The following is a 15929-nucleotide window of genomic DNA, read 5'->3' as shown; positions in this document are numbered from 1 at the left end:
GACCAGACGGCGCTGGACCATGACATCGTGTGGGTACGTACAGCCTCAGGCGAACGGAAAATGCTCCACATCCTCGCCGACAACGTCCGACACTCATAACTGTCATTGACGGTCGAAAAGTGAGCCCTTGTGACTGCCGAAAACTGAGCTACGCGTTTCGACGATGCAGCGGATTGCACATTTCCTGGCTCGACCCGTGTAAGAGCCGACCGAACAGTAACGAAGGAACCCAGCTGTAAGCGGCCACGAAAGTGCCCACTGACGGCCGGTAGAACTGCCCACCGGTGGCCATGAGATCTGCCCACTTCCTTACTTGTCCTGCCGCGTCTTGAGCGGCAGGGGCCTCTCCCCGGGATTTGATGACGGTGTCTAGTCGCACCAAATGTCGTCCCAGGAAGAGGCCCTGTATGAAGCATGACGGAGAAATCATGGAAATTCTTGCTGCCTACGATCTGACCGGATCGTTGCGCGCCACCGCGGAGCTCACGGGCTGCTCGCACCACACTGTTGCCAGGCACGTCGCGGCCCGTGACGCCGGCCGGCCAATCGCCGAGCCCGCGCCCCGGCCCAGGGTCACGGACGGTTACCTACCCAAGATCGAGGAATGGATCGAGGCGTCCAAGGGCCGGATTCGCGCCGACAAAGCCCACGAGAAGCTCATCACCCTGGGTTATGGAGGATCCGAGCGGTCCACACGCCGCGCGATCGCGCAGGTCAAGGCCGCCTGGCGGCTCGGACACACCCGCGTCCACCGGCCGTGGATCACCGAGCCCGGGATGTGGCTGCAGTACGACTTCGGCGACGGGCCACGCGTCGGCGGCGTGAAAACCATCCTGTTCGTGGCCTGGCTGGCGTTCTCCCGCTTCCGGATCGTGATACCGCTCAGGGACCGCACCGCGCCGAGCGTGTTCGCCGCCCTCGACCGTTGCTTCCGGATCCTGGGCGGGGCACCGACGTATGTGCTGACCGATAACGAGAAGACCGTGACCACCGCCCACGTCGCAGGGGTCCCGGTGCGGAACCAACAGACCCTGGACTTCGCCCGGCACTACGGTGTCACCGTGCTGACCTGCCAACCCGCAGACCCCGCCACCAAAGGCGGCGTCGAAGCGTCGGTGAAACTGGCCAAGGCCGACCTCGTGCCCACAGACATCAACCTCCGGCCCAGCTACGCTTCTTTCGCTGAGCTCGAGGCCGCCTGCCAGGTCTTCATGGACGGGGTCAACGACCGTGAACACCGGGCGACCCACCGCAAACCGGCTGCGGTGCTGGCCGAGGAGCAGCCCCGGCTGCACCGGATCCCTGACACCGCGCATACGGTCGCGTTCGGCCTCGCCCGCACCGTCCCGGAGAACACCCCGATGGTCTCCTTCGAGAACGCCCAATACTCCGTGCCGTCTCATCTGCTCGGCGCGAGGGTGTTCGTCCGCTCCCACGGCACCGGGCCTGACGAGCAGGTCATCATCGTCCACCATGGCCCGTCGGGCCCGGTCGAAGTCGCACGCCATGGCCGGGCAAGGCCTGGCAGCCCGGCGATCATCGATGAGCACTTCCCCGAAACCAGGACCAGGATCCCGGGCGACTACGCCGTGAAAGCACGCACCGCCGGAGAAGCCGAGTTCCTTGCCATCGGCGCAGGCGCCAAGACTTGGCTCGTGGAAGCCGCCGCGGCAGGAACGGGCCGGATCAACGTGAAAATGGCCGAGGCCGTGACCCTGGCCAAGATCGCCGGGACCGAGTCCGTGGACCGTGCCCTGGGTGACGCTGCACTGCATGGCCGCTTCGCCCACGGCGACCTGCCCTCGATCCTGAACGCGAACATCCGCCGCACCACCACCCACATTGCGGACGAAACAAGGTCTCTCACCCAAGGCACGAGCGCCTGGGCAGGCCTCGGCGCCGGTCCGTCCAGCACCCCAGCGAAGGAGCAGAGCCGATGACCCCAGTCACAACCACGAACACTACCGCCCCGCCACTGCCGGCCGACCTCGAAGCGCTGATGCGTCAGCTGAAGATGCCCCACGCCCGGGCACTGGCCCCGGACCTGATTGCGACCGCCCGTGCGCAGCGCTGGGAACCGACCGAGATCATCAAGGCCCTGTTCACCGAGGAAGCCGCAGGACGGGCGCGGTCGATGCTCGCCACCCGCCGCAAGGCCGCCGGCTTCCCGACCGGGAAGACCTTCGAGGCCTGGGACCCGGCAGTTTCCTCGATTCCGGCGCCGACCCAGCAGGCCCTGCGGACGCTGGAATGGATCGGCCGCAGGGAGAACCTGGTCGTCTGTGGGCCCTCCGGCACCGGGAAAACGTTCTTCCTCGAAGCGCTCGGCCAGCAAGCCGTCGAAGCCGGCATGCGCGTGGCATGGTTCCGGCTCGAGGACCTCGGCGCCCTGGTCCGCGCCCACCGCACCGACGACAGCGTCACCCGCGCCGTGGCCAGGATCCTGCGCGCCGAGCTCGTGGTGATCGATGACATCGGCCTGCTGCCGGTGGCCACCGATGCCGCAGAAGGTCTCTACCGGGTCGTGGACGCCGCCTACGAAAAACGCTCCGTCGCGATCAGCTCGAACCTGCACCCGGCCGGCTTCGACGAACTCATGCCCAAAACCCTCGCCACCGCGACCGTTGACCGGCTCCTGCACCACGCCCACGTCTGCCAGACCAGCGGGGATTCCATCCGCCTCACCCAGGCCCTCGCCGGAAAAGGAGTCACCCAACTGAACTAAACGAACCCGACGATGGCCAACCCCACCGAGAACCCTCAGTGGGCAGATCTGTTGGCCATCACCGGGCAGTTTTACGGGCCACCAGCGGGCCGATTAACTGGCCGCCGGTGGGCAGAAACTAATGGCCATTGACACCCAGCAACGCCAGAGCGAGGTCCACAGCACGAGGAGCGGACCCCCGACCGCGCCTCTGAGGGTATAGCCCGTAGGCTGAATTTGCCTTGCCTGATCAGTTCGATAGGTTGCCTGGTTGAGTTGGAGTCAATGGTCCCCGGCCAAGGACTCATCGGTCGGGAGCCGAATGGCGAAAGCAAAACGGGTCTGTGGTTTACCCACATCTGTTGAACCTGCTCGAGATGCCGTTGAACGGATTCCATTGTGCCTGGCCGTCGTTGAGCCAACGAACCAAGCCGGCATCCTCACCGGAAAAGTCGTCCACAGCATCCTCGACTTCCAGAAGGCGCAGCACTATCACACCGTCGTTGAGGACAAACAAGCCCGTCAATCTCCGCCATGAGCCAGATTCTGGATGCACCAAAGAAGGCGACACCATCAGCTAATGGCGATCTGGACGGGCTTGAACCTGAAAGGCCCCCGCATCCGGCCCCGAAGGGATGTTCCCCGGTGGATTCTGTTTCTACCGGCAAGTCAGCCGCTGTTCGGCCGCCCGGTGCAACTGCAGCTTCAACGTGGATCGAGGTGACGCTCACGGGCTCACTCAGGTAAGGCGCGGCTTGCGGCACCAGCCACTTCCGCTCAGCGTTCTGCGGCACCGGCTCCGGCATGCACCCTTCTCCGAAACAAGCTGCAACTGACGCCGGCGGGGTGGAGAAGGCCGACTCCACGGGGCATGATCCATGGCGGGGCAGACGCGGGGAACACGAATCATGCCGCCGATCACTGCGATGACCGTCAACACTGCGACAGCGATTCCGGCTGCGAGGAGGAGTGCCCACCGACGCCTTATTGAGTCAGAAGATGCTTCCGTGTTTTCCGCCGCCTGTATACAGAGCGGCAAGGGCGGTTCCCAGTGTCGCCACGGTGGGGAGGACAAGAAAGATTTGTGCTCCACCTCCTGTGGTGGTTACGGCGGTGATTCCTACCCACCAGAAGAGCGCTGCGGTGAAACCGAGGAGAACAACAGCGGCGTTGGGCTTGGAAGCCCGCCCTCCACTCACCTTATGTCGGGGTAGCCCGGCGGTGATGTTCGTCTTGCCTGGCCGCCAGGCCGCGATCAGGGCAGCGCCAACGGTTGCCAAAACCGGAATCGGCAAAAAGATCTGGCCGCCGCCACCTGTGGCAGCCATGCCGGCAATTCCGATCCACCAGCAAAGCGCTGCTGTGAAACCCAGGAGAACGGCAGCGGTCTTCCGCAGAGTTTTGCCGGGTGCGATAACTCGTTCGGGATTATCGTTCAAGGTCGCCCCCTGGGCTGGATCCATTGTGCTTGCGACTATGAGAACACCTATCGGTGTTCTTGGCGAACTACCAGAGGAGGCAACCATTGTTGTCTGGATCAAGTTCCCTACGCACGGACCCACGTTTCATGCCTATGCCCACACCCGGATAAGTGAGTCATGCAACGTGCGAGTGTTTATGTGATGGGGCAAGCGGGAGTGGAACGACCACGCTCGGTCGGGCTCTGGCTGACTATTGGTCGGTTCCTCACGCGGACGCCGATGACTATTTCTGTTTGCCCACCTTACGCCGCACGTTGAAAAGCGTTCCGAGAACGCCCGGCTGGCCCTGATGCGCGACGTCTTCGTTCCTCGGGAGAGTTGGGTCCTGTCTGGATCCGTGTTGGGCGGGGGGAAGCATCGTTGCCAAGTGCGATGCTGTGGCTTAACGCTCGACGCTCGTGAGCGGCTGGGACGACTCGGTTTCCCTTGCGGCGTCGACAATCTCGGAGTGAGGGGGTCGAGGTGGTTGATTGTTTGGATGCGTTTGATTCGGGTCAGGAGCTTGCCTCCATGGAGGACTTTGTGAGAGGCGCATGGCCCTGTTCTGTGCCTCCGGAAGTTGTGATAGTGGAGAGGAAACACCGAGTGGGTACTTTCCACTCACTCCTGAGACCGTGCTCCTGGAGGTTCTCGTGGCAGCTGTACGGGCATTTGGCGGGTTCGGCACCATCGCGTCACACTGTGACCTCGCCTTGCTCTCGTCTTGGCGCCGTTTGGTGCTCGCGTTGGGGGTTCGGCGCACGGGTACCCTGGCGACCGGTCGTACAGCCCTGGAGACAGCGGAGGGGTCGGGCCCCGCGGAGTACCGCAGCGTTGTCGCGGTCAGGGCGGGCGGTCCGGAGGTACTGGAAGTCGTGCGCCGCACGCTCCCGGAACTCCGAAGGGGTGAGGTACGGGTCGCCGTCGAGGCCTGCGGCGTGAGTGCCGTTGACGTACAGATGCGCCAGGGACTGTCGACGTATCCGCCGCGGTTCCCGTTTACCCCCGGCTACACCGCGGTCGGCGTGGTGGACGCCGTGGGGAAAGGGGTCACCGCCGTCACCCCTGGGGATCGGGTGGTGGTGCTGACGGAGACGGGCGGATACGCAGAGTACGTCTTCGTGCGCCGGTACCCGATGATGCGGATCCCCGCCGACCTGGATGAGGGCGAGGTGGTGGCCGTGGCCTTGAACTACCTGGTTGCCTATCAGGCACTCTCCCGTGCTGCCCGGATCCGGCGCGGGCAGGTTGTCCTGGTCACCGGGGCCGCCGGCGGGATCGGCACGGCTATAGTGCAGCTCGGTCAGCTGCTGGGATTGAGGATGTACGGGGTCGCCGACGTCGCGAAGCACCCCTGGCTCACCGACCACGGGGTGGTGCCCCTCGGTTCGCAGGGCGCGGAGGTGGTGGGCGCCGTTCGGCGTCTTGAGCCTGAGGGTTGGACGCGGTGCTCGACGGGGTGGGCGGTGAGTGGGTGGAGTATGCCCTGGCGGTGCTCCGTTCCGGGGGTGTGCTGGTGGAGTACGCCAATCCCGGAAGCCCTGGCAGGACCCTGCGCCTGCTGCTCCGGGCGGCCCGCCACAACCTGGCCGGGCGCGGGGCGAGGATCCGGTCTTACAGCACAGGGCTTTGGCGGCTTGACCGCCGTCCGTTGCTGGCGGCCTGGGCCACCATCTACGAGATGCTCGAGGCCGGACGGATCCGTCCGGTGATCGCAGGCCGCCTCCCGCTGTCGGAGGCGGCCCGGGCCCACACACTGCTGGAGGGCGGAGACGCCATCGGCTCCTTCGTGCTGATCGCGTCGCCCCCGGAAGCCGCAAAGGGATGACAGGCGCCGGCGCCAGCGCAGCTGGACGCCGGATCTATGGGCGAAGGGAGACCCTCATGAGCGCGGCACACGCGCAACCGCCCGAACCGGGTGCAGGAAATGCAGCTGGCCCCCGGCTGCTCAGGGACCGGTTCCTGCCGGGGGGGTACGATCTCTCCCTCGTGCACGCGGATGTCTTCCGGGCACCGCCTGCCGAGTACGAGGCGGCACTCGAGATGGACCTTTTCCAGGCCCCGCTGGCCCGGGTCCTGCTCGGAATCCGGGCGCTGCCCCAGCGTGTGGAGGGGGCAGTGAAAGGACGCCGGAGGTCACCCGGCCCCGCTGAGTCCCAGAGCACATTCCGGCTCAAGGGCATGGCCAGTGCGGGTTGGATCCTGCTCGGTGAAACCCCAGGGACGGAGATAGTCCTGGGCCAAGTGAGCCCGCCCTGGAAGTCGGTCGCGCCCTCCGCAGATGCCCCAACCACCCCCGCGCAATTCGCCCGCTTCAGCCAGTCAGGCTACGCCATGATTGCCGCCGGACTGAGGATTGATCCCTACGGGACCGGTTCGTCGATCCTGACCGTTGAGACGCGCGTCATCGCCACCGACGAGGCGAGCCGCCGCCGGTTCCGCCGCTACTGGGCACTCGTCGGCCCGTTCAGCTCCCTCATCCGTCGAATGGCGCTTCGCCGAATCGCCGACGAACTCCGGCGATTCCGCTCCGCCCGGCGAGAGCAGGGAAGCGCATGACGACGATCAGGGGTTCCATCCTCATCCGACGCCCGGTCGAGGAAGTCTTCGACTTCGTCGCGGACGAGCGTAACGAGCCCGCCTACAACCCACTGTTGAGGAAAGTCGAGAAGACCACCCCCGGACCGATCGGCACCGGGACCGTATGGCACGTCGTGACGACCTCGGGGAAGCGGGCCACGCCCTTTGAGCTGGAGGTCACCGAGTACACCAGGCCGCGCCGGCTCAGTTCCATGACCCGGATGGCCAGCGCAGACATCAACGGGGCCCTCACCTTCGTTCCGGATCCCGATGGAACACAGATGAGCTGGTCCTGGGACCTCAGGCCCAGAGGAATACTGAAGCTCATCACCCCACTGTTCGCTGCAGCGGGGCGCCGACAGGAGCAGCGAATCTGGTCCAGCCTCAAGGCGTACATTGAAGCCGGCAATGAGCCACAGCGTGCCGGCGAAACCTGATGACTGCGTCCCAAATCAGGACGAACGAGGCGTGGGTGAGATGAACAGGACGCTTCCTTTGAAGCCCCGGTTGGGGGAGGCGACTGCTGCCTCTGTGGTCGCCGCGGCGGCCGCGGTCGCTACGCCGCGCTGTGGCGCACAGTCGCCCGTTATGGATGATCGGTATCAGGTCATCGATGCATTAGTTTGACCTGCGGAAACTTCCGAAAGCACAGCGAGACGAGTCCTCTCATCTACTTCTACTCGTCCCACTCAACTGGCATGCACGGGTATTCATGGGACGGGAGTAGCCGCCTCCGTCATTTGCCCGACGGTGAACGGCACTCATACTGCTCGGTGGCGGGGCCGGTGGTAGCTCATGACAGAAAGCTCCTCCGGCTGTAGGCTCCGAATATGCCTGAGGGTCGGAAGCGCCTTGACCCGCGTATGACGCGGGGCGGATTTCGCTGGCAGCTGGTCATGGTGTCCTTCATGGCCGTAAACGCAATCGTGCAAATTGCATTCCGGTGGAATCAAGCTTGGGGTCCCTTTCTTTACCTCATGCTGGCAATGCTGATTATCTGCGCGGTCTTCACCGCCTATCTGCTCTATGTGCGCCACTACGACGGTCATTTCTGGGACGAGGAAGAAGCCCGTCGCCAGGACTGGGATCGTCGGGGCCGGCAGCTTTAGGTATGTCCTCACGGACGCAAGCGAGACGGAGCCGTTCTAGTTTCTCGGGCTTTCGTGCAGGACGGACTCGTTTACTGCTGCGATGTACCGGGCATAGGCGGATGCCGAGTCGGTGGCGTGGCGTTCGATGGTAGTCGGGGAGTAGCCGAGGGTTTCGGCGATGATGGCCACGGGTGCGAGTTTGGTGAGTTCGTGGAGTGTTCCGAGTCGCGCGGCTCGGGTGTTGAAGAGCTTGCTGAGTCGGGTTGTGAGGTGCCCTGGGTGGATGTGGCGTCCGGGTGATGTTCCGCGGAATACCCACTTGGTGTTGGGGTGTGCTGCGGTCAGTTCGTGGCCTGGGTTTGCGGCGAGCTCCCGCCATGGCTGGGCTAACGGGTCCGGCAGCGCAATTTTGGTGGTTCCGAGTTGGATGGTGACTAAGTCTTCAGTGACTGTGACGTCGTCCCAGGTCAGCCGGGCGATGTTTTCGGCTTGTTGTCCGAAGACGAGGATGAGGATCGCGGCGGCCTGGTCACGGGTCTCCAGTGCGTTGGTGTGGATGATTTGTTGGAGCGCTTTGTCTTGCCCGATCTTGGGGAGTCTTGGGCTGGTGCCGCGGCGGTGCGGGACGATGGTGAGCCCCGCTGGGGCGGCCTTGGTTTTGATGGCCCATTTGAGGAAGCGCTCAGCGATGCGTCTCGTCGTGGGCCCCTCGGATTGCCATACATCAAGGTGGGACTGCTGCAGTTCCGGCAGTTTGATGTCATGACCGGTGAGCCAGTTCAGGAGGTCGATGGCGACGGTGACTTCCTGTTTGGCGCGCAGGAAGGTGCCGCGGGGGACTTCGTCCATGAGGTTCATGCGTCGCTGGTGATGCCATCGGATGTAGCGGCGGATCACGTCAAGGTTCTGTGGGTCGCTGACGCGTTCCATGGCTTGGGTGGCCCAGCTTTCGTAGCGAATCAGGAACGCATTTCGCTGGGGGAGCACCCCGTGTTCGATGAGGAGCCCTCGGACGTACTCGCGGGTGCGGGAGTCGGGCAGTTCATCGAAGGTGTCGTGACTGATTTTGGGTGCGGTAGCGAGGTTACGAAGGAAGGCCGTGACGTGCTTTTGCCGGATCCAGGTCATGCCGCTGTTGGCCCGTTTCATTGACTTCAGTGCCGCCGCCAGCGGGATCAGTTCCGTGGCCATGACTCCCGTAGCTGGGTCTGTAAGCAGGTCGTCTACGATGTCGCCGAGGACGCAGGTCCAGCAGCGTCCACCACTGTAAAGTTCGTCTTCGGCGCCGCAGCCCACACAGTCGACGTTGAGCCGAACGCCCGAGCAGCTGCGGCATGCCGGCTCCTCATCGATAATTCCCGGAAGAACACCTTCATGGCCGCAGGCGCAGACTCCACGGGTGCGCTTTGCCTGCTGATAGCAGTAGCCGCAAACGCCGCCGTCTGGCCAGCGCGCGACGGTTTGATGGTGCTGACCGCAGCGACTGCAGGGAACCGGCCAGCGGATCGGGTCCTCTGCTTTGCGTGGCCTACTCACCGTCCTCAGAAGCGACGAGGCGGACACGTCGTGCGATGGGGTTGCCTGGTTCGATGCCGAGGTCTTCACTGCGCTTCGGGGCATTCGCTGTCGCCGCGGCGCGCATCTCCACGAATGGTTCGAACAGGTCGTTGGGTGTGCAGTCCAGGATGTCGCAGAGCGCGGCGAATGTCCTTGCCGGAATGCGCTCCGGCGTGGAGGTGACCAGCCTGTAGACCTGACTTTCGGAGAGGTTGATGCCACGGGACTTCAGGAGCGGCATCAGTTCGGTGGTCTTCCACAGGTTCTGCTTTGCCATCAGGGCTCGCAAGTTCCAGCGGTAGCCGATCCGGCGCTGTTCAGGCATCTGGGTCCTCCAAGTTCGCGATGCGGCGTGCAATCATCTGCTGCACGGTTTTCTGCTTGAAGTCCGACGATACCGAGGTGTAGAGCCCGGTGGTCGAGGCGTAGGAGTGGCCCACCTGAGTCTGCACGAAGGCCGCGTCGTAGCCGGCTTCGATCAGGTGGGTCACGTAGGAATGCCTGAGGCAATGCAGACCCAGCTCCTGGGGCAGGCCGACGGCATCCCGGGCAGCGGCGAACGCATCCCCGAAAGAGCCCAGGGACATCCGGGCGCCACGTTCGCTCGGCCAAAGAGCCGAAGACCGTTCAGCTGTCGGGAACTGCTGCCTCATGCCGCCGGCTGTCCAGGTCTTGAGCTGGTCCACGACCCAGTCGAACTCCGGCACGCTCAACACGGTGCGACGTCTGGGTCCCGAGCCTGCCGTACCTTTGGCGAACCGAACCTGGACTGCTCCGAACCGGCCGTAGTCGCTGACGTGCGGGTTCGGGCCGAAGTCTTCCAGGTCCAGCATGGTCATTTCGCGTCGGCGAAGCCCATAGGCGTAACAGACTTTGAACGCCACCGAGTCGCGGAACAGGGGCAACCAACGCTTGCTGCCAGCGGCGTATTCCCTGTCGACAAGGTCATCGATGTAGTCGAAAAGGCGCTGCAGTTCCGCCTTGGTGAAGGACCGCTTCTTAGCCGGGACGGCATCATCGGTGGTGTGCCGTGGCGTGTTCCACTCGAAGCAGATCTGGCTCGGAATATCGCCGAATGTCCGTTCGCAGAACTCGCCCCACCCATAGCCAGGATGCGTCAGGTAAGAGCAGAACATCGCCACGGCGTTGCTGTACGAGCGCAACGTCTTCAGACTGATCGGTTTCTCGCCCGAGCGCAGATCGGCCAGGAAGTCATCAATGTCGGCGGGGCGCCATTGCCACGGAAATTCACCCGTAAAGCGCTGAAAACGCTCCAGCAGCTGGCAGCGCTGCTTGATGGTCTGAGTCGTGAGGCCGCGTGCCAGCATCTGCGCCCGCCAGCCATCGAGCATGGCAGTGAAAACCCGTTCATCAGCCCTGAACAGCCCAATGTCCGGATCCACCAACATCCGCGGGACGAAACCTGGAACGGCACCACTCACAACGACCCCTAAACCATGGAAACATGCATTAGATGCAGGAAACCTACAGCCATAAGCGATCCAAGGGCAAATTCAGCCGACGGTGTAAGGAGCGCGCGTCACCAGCAAAGCCCTGTTGACCTGCGGAAAAGCTGGATTCGTCAAGGGAAGGGAGTTCTCGCAGCTACTTCTACTCCCGTACTTTAAGAGCCGATAACGGATATTATGTCAAGTTGTCAGTTTGACAGGACAAAGTTGCCGTCAAGTCAACATTATCAAATTCGCTTTCAATAGGCCAGCATCAGCAGGGGGCCCTCAGCCCCTACCACTCGCTTGCCCCTCACCGTCGAGAGTCCCCCTGCCGGCGGCCGCATATGACACCGCTCTCCAGTTACCGGAAACTGAATATGATGAGCTACCTGACCACCAATCCCTACGCCCAGGAATTCAACACCGCCAGCGGAATGAAGACCAGGGTGAATAGGGCGGCATGGCCCGCCGACAGGCCTCCCATGACGGTCCAGTCCGGTACCGCATGGCACTACACGTCCCTCAGCGCCGTGGAGAGCATTGTCCGGAGTCAAGAGTTGTGGGCGACGAATTGGCGGGCGACCAATGACAGTACGGAGTTTCGTCATGGAATGGGCTTCCTGAAGGAGGCCTGGGACGCTTTGCAGCGGGACGGTGGACTGGATGAGCGGACGCTGGCACTGCTGACGGAGGCGGGCCCTGTTGAGGCGTACGTGGACTATTTCGATGACGTCCATATTCTGTGCGCTGCGCGTGAGAAGGACAGCCCGTATCAGTGGAACTCTTATGCCAGCGGATCAGAGGGTGTGGCGCTGGAGTTGGATTTGAGGGTGCCGCTGGTCACTGACGTGGATGATCTGCCACGTCGACGGGACGCTGAGTTGTTCGGCTTTCAGTGGTTGAAGGTTGTCTACTCGGATCGGCAAAAGCGCTTGGCTGCTGCCCGCTTCGCGCGGGAGATGGATGCACATATCCGGCAGGGCCGAGACATCACGGTGCAGGCACTCGTGGCCCTGAACGTTGTCACGGCGCTCAATTTCAAGCACGAGGGGTTCCGTCATGAGCGGGAGACGCGCTCAGTGGCGTTATGTGTTGGTGTGGAACTCAAGAACATGCCGCAACTGGTAGAGAAAACGATTGTGCCGTGGAAGGGGATGCCTGGCGTCGCGGGGATTAAACGGCGACCATTACCCATCTTGGAGGTAATGCTTGGGCCGCGCACGCCCCCCGAAGCAGCGGAGCGCGTGGAGGACGTGTTTGCCTCTGCAGACCTCCCTGCGGTACGTGTCACGAGGAGTAGCCTGCCGTTCCGGTAGCAGGCCCTGCATGCTGAGGGGGCCACTGACGTTCGGACGATTCCTTTCTGCATTAGAGTTGCTTTTCGGTTGCTTTAGCCTTGCAGTGCGGAGACAATGGAGGCATGGAAGCAACGACCCGGCATGACATTCATTTGGGGACGACCCGGATGAATATCCATGACCTTGTGCGAGAACTTAATGAGAATCTCGGCACAACGGTCGTACAGACAATGGCCGGCGTCAAGGACCGCACGTCGCCCTTCAGGTGGGCTAAGCCTGACGGCCCGGAGCCCCGCCCGGAGGTCGAATCCCGGCTGCGCCTCGGGCACCGTGTCTGGAAGACGCTTGAGCTTGCCGAGGGCAAGCATGTTGCCTTGGCCTGGCTGATGGGGGCCAACCCACGCCTGGACGAGGAACTTCCCGTCCTTTACATTCAGCAGCTGCGTTCCCGTGAGGTTTTGGGAGCCGCCGAAGCGTTCGTGAATGACACTTTCGCCGCATGATCACGTCCGCCAAGGTGCGCCGGTGCGACTTGACGGGGCTCACTCTTATTAGGGCTGCCGGGGAGATTTCGTTCCGAGTGGCGAAGGACCGCTACGGCGCGTTGTCGGTCAGGAAGAATTCCATCGTTGGCCCGCTGCCGATCGGAACAGTCCCAGGCGGCGATTCCCGGGGCCGCTACGACAGCATCGGTTCAACGGTCTATCTCGCGGACTCCCGTCAGTGCGCCTACGCCGAGGTATTGCTCGGCTTCCGGCAGCAGCGCGCGGCGGTGGCCAAGGCCGCTGAATCCATCGGGTGGACGGTGGAGGACTACATCACCAGTGTCCGGGCGCAGGCCGAGGAGAACGGGGTGGATGTCCCCTGGGCCATCTCTGTGGACTGGCAAATGGACCGTTCGATGTACGAGATCCGGCTCCCCGGTCAGGGATGGTGGGTTCAGATCGACGATGCGGCCACCCTCCGCGCCCTTGAAGTCCTCACACCGACCACCGCAGGGCTGACAGAACGGCTGCAACTTCTCACGGCCGGATCCCTCACCGGTGACGACCGTGATCTAACAACCCTGCTCTCCCACGTCATCCGCGGCACGGTGCTGGACGACGGCTCAGAACCACTGGGGATCAGCTACCCATCAAAAACACTGACGGGAAGGTGTTGGGCCTACTGGGACCGGCGGGCTGACGAAGGCCTCTCCCCCAGCCGTAACGGCCTGCTGCAGCTGACCTCTCAAAATGTCGGACCTGACCCTGAATTCCACCGCACCGCCGAACTTTACGGCCTACCGGTCCTGGGCGCCCGCCCCTGACATCAGCGAACGCTTCCGGTCACCGGGGACCGACGGGGCGCCCACACCACCCTCGGGCTGCAGGACTGCCGGCCGTCGGCAAAGCCGGGATCCGACTAATGGGATCAAGCCTCGGGTTCCTTGGCACTTTGAGGTTGCTCGGGGGTGATTCGCTGCAGCAGTGCCTCGTGGGCCTCCTGGAGCGCGTCCGCGCGGGCCTGCGCGGCGGCCGCGCGGGTTGCTGCCGCGGCAGCTTCCGCCGTCGCTTCCTGGGCGGCTGACCGGGCCTGCTCGAGCTGCTCGGCATTGTTAGTGAGGCGGCGTTCCAGCTCCTCTATTTTGGCCGTCAGTTCGGTGACAGCGGACTCCTTTTCAGTCGTGACTTTGTCGAGGTCGGCAACAAGCTCGGCGACCTCTTCATTCAACTCCTTTTTCTCCCGGGCCCAGAGTTCGGCCTCCGCAGAATGGCGCTCGTTCGCAAGGGAGGACGCTTCGGCCCAGACAGCCCCGGCCAGACGGGCCGCCTGCTCGAGGATGGCCGCCGGGGTCGCCGCGACCTGGCCGCCGGCAGACTGCTTCTCTTCGGCCCATTCCTTCAGGTAACGGGTGGCGTCGGCGTTGCTGACGCCCGCGGCCGCCCGGACCGTGGATACGGTAGGGCGCCGTTCGGCGCTGATCTGCTCGGCGGCAGCAAAAACCCGGTCTTTAGCGCTCGAGGTCATGCGGAAATCCTTTAGAGTAGTAGGAGTAGTATCAAAACTACTCCTACTACTACTTCCTGGCAATCGCCACTCCTGCCCCATTCCCCCCGCAAGGGGCCCACCGGGTTCCGGCCGGGGGGCCGGCGCATTGAGTACCTGGGGGTCGGGTGTGGCCCGGGGGATGGTTTTGTCCTAGGCTCCTTTGAGGGGCAGAACGTTGGGGGTGACTGTTGGCTCAGGATGCGGTTCAGCATGCGCGGCGCTCTGCTCCGTACTGGGAATGGGTGCAGATGTACCGGCGGGGCATTGAGCCTGCGAAGATTGCTGACGTCTGCGGTGCTGCGGTGACCACTGTCCGCTATCACCTGCAGGTCGCGGCGAAGGCAGATCCTGGTCTTCGCACCCAGCATGCCGCCGCTGCTCCCGCAAAGGTCCCGTCCCGGTACGACGTTGCAACGGATGCAGGACCTGATCGCGTTCTACCGGACGGAGGGACGTCTGCCGGCAGGCCACGCAAGATCCACCCGCGAGCAAACCCTGGCTGGCTGGTTGCAGCGTCGGCGGCGGGAATCAGCAGCGGGAACCCTCTCACCCGCCCTTCGCGAAGGCCTGGGCGTCATCCCCGGCTGGGACCAGGCCCCGTCCCAAAAGGCTGAAGCCGAGGCCCGTTGGCAGCGGCGGCTGAAGGAAGTAAGAGGGTTTCGGAAGGCCAATGGTGAATTGCCGCGGCACCAGAAGACTGATGATCCGCTCGAGCGCACCCTCGGCGTCTGGCTGCACGGCCAGCGCATCAACTGCAACCACGGCAAGCTGGCTCCAAACAAGAAGCTGCGGCTGGATAAAGTCCTGCCCGGGTGGCGCGAGGGCCGGCCCCGCGGGGGCGGCCGCCGCCGGAACTCATAACCGGTATTGCGGTCACCCCGAGCGGAGCAGCCACCTCAGCCCATATCTAGCGGCTGTTCCTCGCGATGGTCGGGGTACAGCGATCGCCCACCCGCGCCCGCCATCAGCGGCTCATGCCCTTTTGAAGGAGCTTCGCCTGGCCGTTGGCTCCACGTGTCTTGCGGGCCTTCGGGTTCCGTCCTGACGGCTTGGCGACGGCAGCGCTGGGCGGGGTTGCCTGGTCCTGGTCCGCGCTGAGTCGTGCCTGCACGGCCTCACGGTCGGCAACGTCTTCCAGGCTGGCGGCTAAGTCCTGCCGGCGCTCGGTCGAGTCGTATTCGAGATCCGCCTCTTCTGCGAGTGACTCGGGACGCTGGTTCTCTTCGGTGACGTCTCGTTCACGGTCCCGATCCTCCCGGTCGGCTTCGGCCAGCAGCTGCCCAGCCCGGTCGTTCTCTTCACGGCCGGTACGGCGTTCCTGTTCTGCCTGTTCGCGGTCCCGTTCAGCTTTAGCCAGGGCCTCCGCCACGGACGCTTCATCGGCACCGAGGTTGTCCAGGTCCAACCCGTAGCGGCGCTGTACCTGGTCACGGATGACCTCGGCCGCGTCGCGCGCAGCCGGGTCGTAGTCCTTCCACGCGGTAGCCGTCTCGTGCACCCTTTCGACGTCCCGGCCACTGGCGGTGTCCCACCACCGGTTGTCCATGACCGGGGCGAACTGAGCGCGGGCCGCTGCCCGCTCCGCATCGAAGCGTGCCTGCAACTCGCGGGCCAGTTGTTCCTCAGCCGCCTGGGCGCGACGCAGCTCCTGTTCGCGTGCCCTGGCCAGTTGCTCACCGAGCCGGCAGGCGACGGTCAGCCCAACGCGCGACATTCCCTCGATTGCTTCTTCGATGCCGTCGGATTCACTCATGGTT

The 15929-nt window shown here is 63.9% G+C and carries 17 protein-coding genes and 1 pseudogene; 12 read left to right on the top strand and 6 right to left on the bottom strand.

Translation table 11 applies throughout. From position 1 onward, the window contains the following. The first annotated feature begins 407 nt into the window (after positions 1-407). From istA to ACETK3_RS13515, 3 genes are all read left to right on the top strand, one after another. Positions 408-1940 (top strand): IS21 family transposase, encoded by a 1533-nt coding sequence (gene istA / locus ACETK3_RS13525; protein ID WP_237429524.1) that lies wholly within the window; start codon positions 408-410, stop codon positions 1938-1940. Continuing rightward, entirely contained in the window at positions 1937-2725 is a 789-nt protein-coding gene (istB, locus tag ACETK3_RS13520; protein WP_237429523.1) for an IS21-like element helper ATPase IstB, read from the top strand. Before istA ends, istB begins: the two co-directional genes overlap by 4 nt. Positions 2726-3026: 301 nt before the next feature. After that, positions 3027-3242 (top strand): hypothetical protein, encoded by a 216-nt coding sequence (locus tag ACETK3_RS13515; protein ID WP_373993046.1) that lies wholly within the window; start codon positions 3027-3029, stop codon positions 3240-3242. Between the two features lie 454 nt (positions 3243-3696). Here ACETK3_RS13515 and ACETK3_RS13510 read toward each other — a convergent pair whose 3' ends face one another. Continuing rightward, a complete protein-coding gene (locus ACETK3_RS13510) occupies positions 3697-4167 on the bottom strand; it encodes a hypothetical protein (RefSeq protein WP_237429521.1) in 471 nt (156 codons plus the stop codon). A 551-nt stretch (positions 4168-4718) separates the two neighbouring features. Here ACETK3_RS13510 and ACETK3_RS13505 point away from each other — a divergent pair. The 5 genes and pseudogenes from ACETK3_RS13505 to ACETK3_RS13485 all read left to right on the top strand — a co-directional run. Continuing rightward, positions 4719-5303: pseudogene (locus tag ACETK3_RS13505) on the top strand (alcohol dehydrogenase catalytic domain-containing protein); the annotation flags it as partial. 308 nt (positions 5304-5611) lie between these two features. Further along, positions 5612-5992, top strand: a complete 381-nt coding sequence (locus tag ACETK3_RS13500; protein ID WP_237429520.1) for a zinc-binding dehydrogenase — start codon at positions 5612-5614, stop codon at positions 5990-5992. Positions 5993-6048: 56 nt separating this feature from the next. Then, positions 6049-6723, top strand: coding sequence for a hypothetical protein (locus ACETK3_RS13495; RefSeq protein WP_237429519.1), 675 nt, complete (start codon positions 6049-6051; stop codon positions 6721-6723). Beyond that, positions 6720-7181, top strand: a complete 462-nt coding sequence (locus ACETK3_RS13490) for an SRPBCC family protein (RefSeq protein ID WP_237429518.1) — start codon at positions 6720-6722, stop codon at positions 7179-7181. The genes ACETK3_RS13495 and ACETK3_RS13490 overlap by 4 nt, the downstream gene beginning before the upstream one ends. Before the next feature lie 471 nt (positions 7182-7652). Continuing rightward, positions 7653-7853: a hypothetical protein gene (locus tag ACETK3_RS13485; RefSeq protein WP_236820718.1), complete on the top strand. Its 201-nt coding sequence runs from the start codon at positions 7653-7655 to the stop codon at positions 7851-7853. A 36-nt stretch (positions 7854-7889) separates the two neighbouring features. Here ACETK3_RS13485 and ACETK3_RS13480 read toward each other — a convergent pair whose 3' ends face one another. From ACETK3_RS13480 to ACETK3_RS13470, 3 genes are all read right to left on the bottom strand, one after another. Next, positions 7890-9026, bottom strand: coding sequence for a Fis family transcriptional regulator (locus tag ACETK3_RS13480; RefSeq protein ID WP_237429517.1), 1137 nt, complete (start codon positions 9024-9026; stop codon positions 7890-7892). 337 nt (positions 9027-9363) lie between these two features. After that, positions 9364-9717: a helix-turn-helix transcriptional regulator gene (locus ACETK3_RS13475; RefSeq protein WP_013603167.1), complete on the bottom strand. Its 354-nt coding sequence runs from the start codon at positions 9715-9717 to the stop codon at positions 9364-9366. Beyond that, the gene (locus ACETK3_RS13470; protein WP_237429516.1) at positions 9710-10834 is read right to left on the bottom strand and encodes a tyrosine-type recombinase/integrase; all 1125 of its coding nucleotides are present in this window, start codon (positions 10832-10834) and stop codon (positions 9710-9712) included. The genes ACETK3_RS13475 and ACETK3_RS13470 overlap by 8 nt, the downstream gene beginning before the upstream one ends. Positions 10835-11223: 389 nt before the next feature. On the opposite strand from ACETK3_RS13470, the gene ACETK3_RS13465 reads away from it, so the two are divergent. The 3 genes from ACETK3_RS13465 (at position 11224) to ACETK3_RS13455 (ending at position 13450) form a co-directional block, all read left to right on the top strand. Continuing rightward, complete coding sequence (locus tag ACETK3_RS13465; RefSeq protein ID WP_237429515.1) at positions 11224-12159, top strand: DUF2971 domain-containing protein; 936 nt, start codon at positions 11224-11226, stop codon at positions 12157-12159. A 104-nt stretch (positions 12160-12263) separates the two neighbouring features. Further along, positions 12264-12644, top strand: coding sequence for a hypothetical protein (locus tag ACETK3_RS13460; RefSeq protein ID WP_237429514.1), 381 nt, complete (start codon positions 12264-12266; stop codon positions 12642-12644). Continuing rightward, entirely contained in the window at positions 12641-13450 is an 810-nt protein-coding gene (locus tag ACETK3_RS13455) for a hypothetical protein (RefSeq protein WP_237429513.1), read from the top strand. The genes ACETK3_RS13460 and ACETK3_RS13455 overlap by 4 nt, the downstream gene beginning before the upstream one ends. A 104-nt stretch (positions 13451-13554) precedes the next feature. Here ACETK3_RS13455 and ACETK3_RS13450 read toward each other — a convergent pair whose 3' ends face one another. Then, positions 13555-14151 (bottom strand): DNA-binding protein, encoded by a 597-nt coding sequence (locus ACETK3_RS13450; protein ID WP_237429512.1) that lies wholly within the window; start codon positions 14149-14151, stop codon positions 13555-13557. Positions 14152-14589: 438 nt separating this feature from the next. Between ACETK3_RS13450 and ACETK3_RS13445 the strand changes: the two genes are divergently transcribed. Continuing rightward, positions 14590-15033 (top strand): helicase associated domain-containing protein, encoded by a 444-nt coding sequence (locus ACETK3_RS13445; protein ID WP_237429511.1) that lies wholly within the window; start codon positions 14590-14592, stop codon positions 15031-15033. A 103-nt stretch (positions 15034-15136) separates the two neighbouring features. Here ACETK3_RS13445 and ACETK3_RS13440 read toward each other — a convergent pair whose 3' ends face one another. Next, on the bottom strand, positions 15137-15925 hold the full coding sequence (locus ACETK3_RS13440; RefSeq protein WP_237429510.1) for a hypothetical protein: 789 nt from the start codon (positions 15923-15925) through the stop codon (positions 15137-15139). Positions 15926-15929: the final 4 nt, after the last annotated feature.

It is taken from the genome of Arthrobacter sp. E44, assembly GCF_041877125.1.
Lineage (GTDB): Bacteria > Actinomycetota > Actinomycetes > Actinomycetales > Micrococcaceae > Arthrobacter.
This window is presented reverse-complemented; position numbering and strand designations above follow the sequence as displayed.

Coding starts and splice junctions, on each gene's coding strand:
- istA (WP_237429524.1), top strand. CDS start 408: ATGAAGCATGACGGAGAAATCATGGAAATTCTTGCTGCCTACGATCTG.
- istB (WP_237429523.1), top strand. CDS start 1,937: ATGACCCCAGTCACAACCACGAACACTACCGCCCCGCCACTGCCGGCC.
- ACETK3_RS13515 (WP_373993046.1), top strand. CDS start 3,027: ATGGCGAAAGCAAAACGGGTCTGTGGTTTACCCACATCTGTTGAACCT.
- ACETK3_RS13510 (WP_237429521.1), bottom strand. CDS start 4,167: ATGGATCCAGCCCAGGGGGCGACCTTGAACGATAATCCCGAACGAGTT.
- ACETK3_RS13495 (WP_237429519.1), top strand. CDS start 6,049: ATGAGCGCGGCACACGCGCAACCGCCCGAACCGGGTGCAGGAAATGCA.
- ACETK3_RS13490 (WP_237429518.1), top strand. CDS start 6,720: ATGACGACGATCAGGGGTTCCATCCTCATCCGACGCCCGGTCGAGGAA.
- ACETK3_RS13485 (WP_236820718.1), top strand. CDS start 7,653: ATGGCCGTAAACGCAATCGTGCAAATTGCATTCCGGTGGAATCAAGCT.
- ACETK3_RS13480 (WP_237429517.1), bottom strand. CDS start 9,026: ATGGCCACGGAACTGATCCCGCTGGCGGCGGCACTGAAGTCAATGAAA.
- ACETK3_RS13475 (WP_013603167.1), bottom strand. CDS start 9,717: ATGCCTGAACAGCGCCGGATCGGCTACCGCTGGAACTTGCGAGCCCTG.
- ACETK3_RS13465 (WP_237429515.1), top strand. CDS start 11,224: ATGAGCTACCTGACCACCAATCCCTACGCCCAGGAATTCAACACCGCC.
- ACETK3_RS13460 (WP_237429514.1), top strand. CDS start 12,264: ATGGAAGCAACGACCCGGCATGACATTCATTTGGGGACGACCCGGATG.
- ACETK3_RS13455 (WP_237429513.1), top strand. CDS start 12,641: ATGATCACGTCCGCCAAGGTGCGCCGGTGCGACTTGACGGGGCTCACT.
- ACETK3_RS13450 (WP_237429512.1), bottom strand. CDS start 14,151: ATGACCTCGAGCGCTAAAGACCGGGTTTTTGCTGCCGCCGAGCAGATC.
- ACETK3_RS13445 (WP_237429511.1), top strand. CDS start 14,590: ATGCAGGACCTGATCGCGTTCTACCGGACGGAGGGACGTCTGCCGGCA.
- ACETK3_RS13440 (WP_237429510.1), bottom strand. CDS start 15,925: ATGAGTGAATCCGACGGCATCGAAGAAGCAATCGAGGGAATGTCGCGC.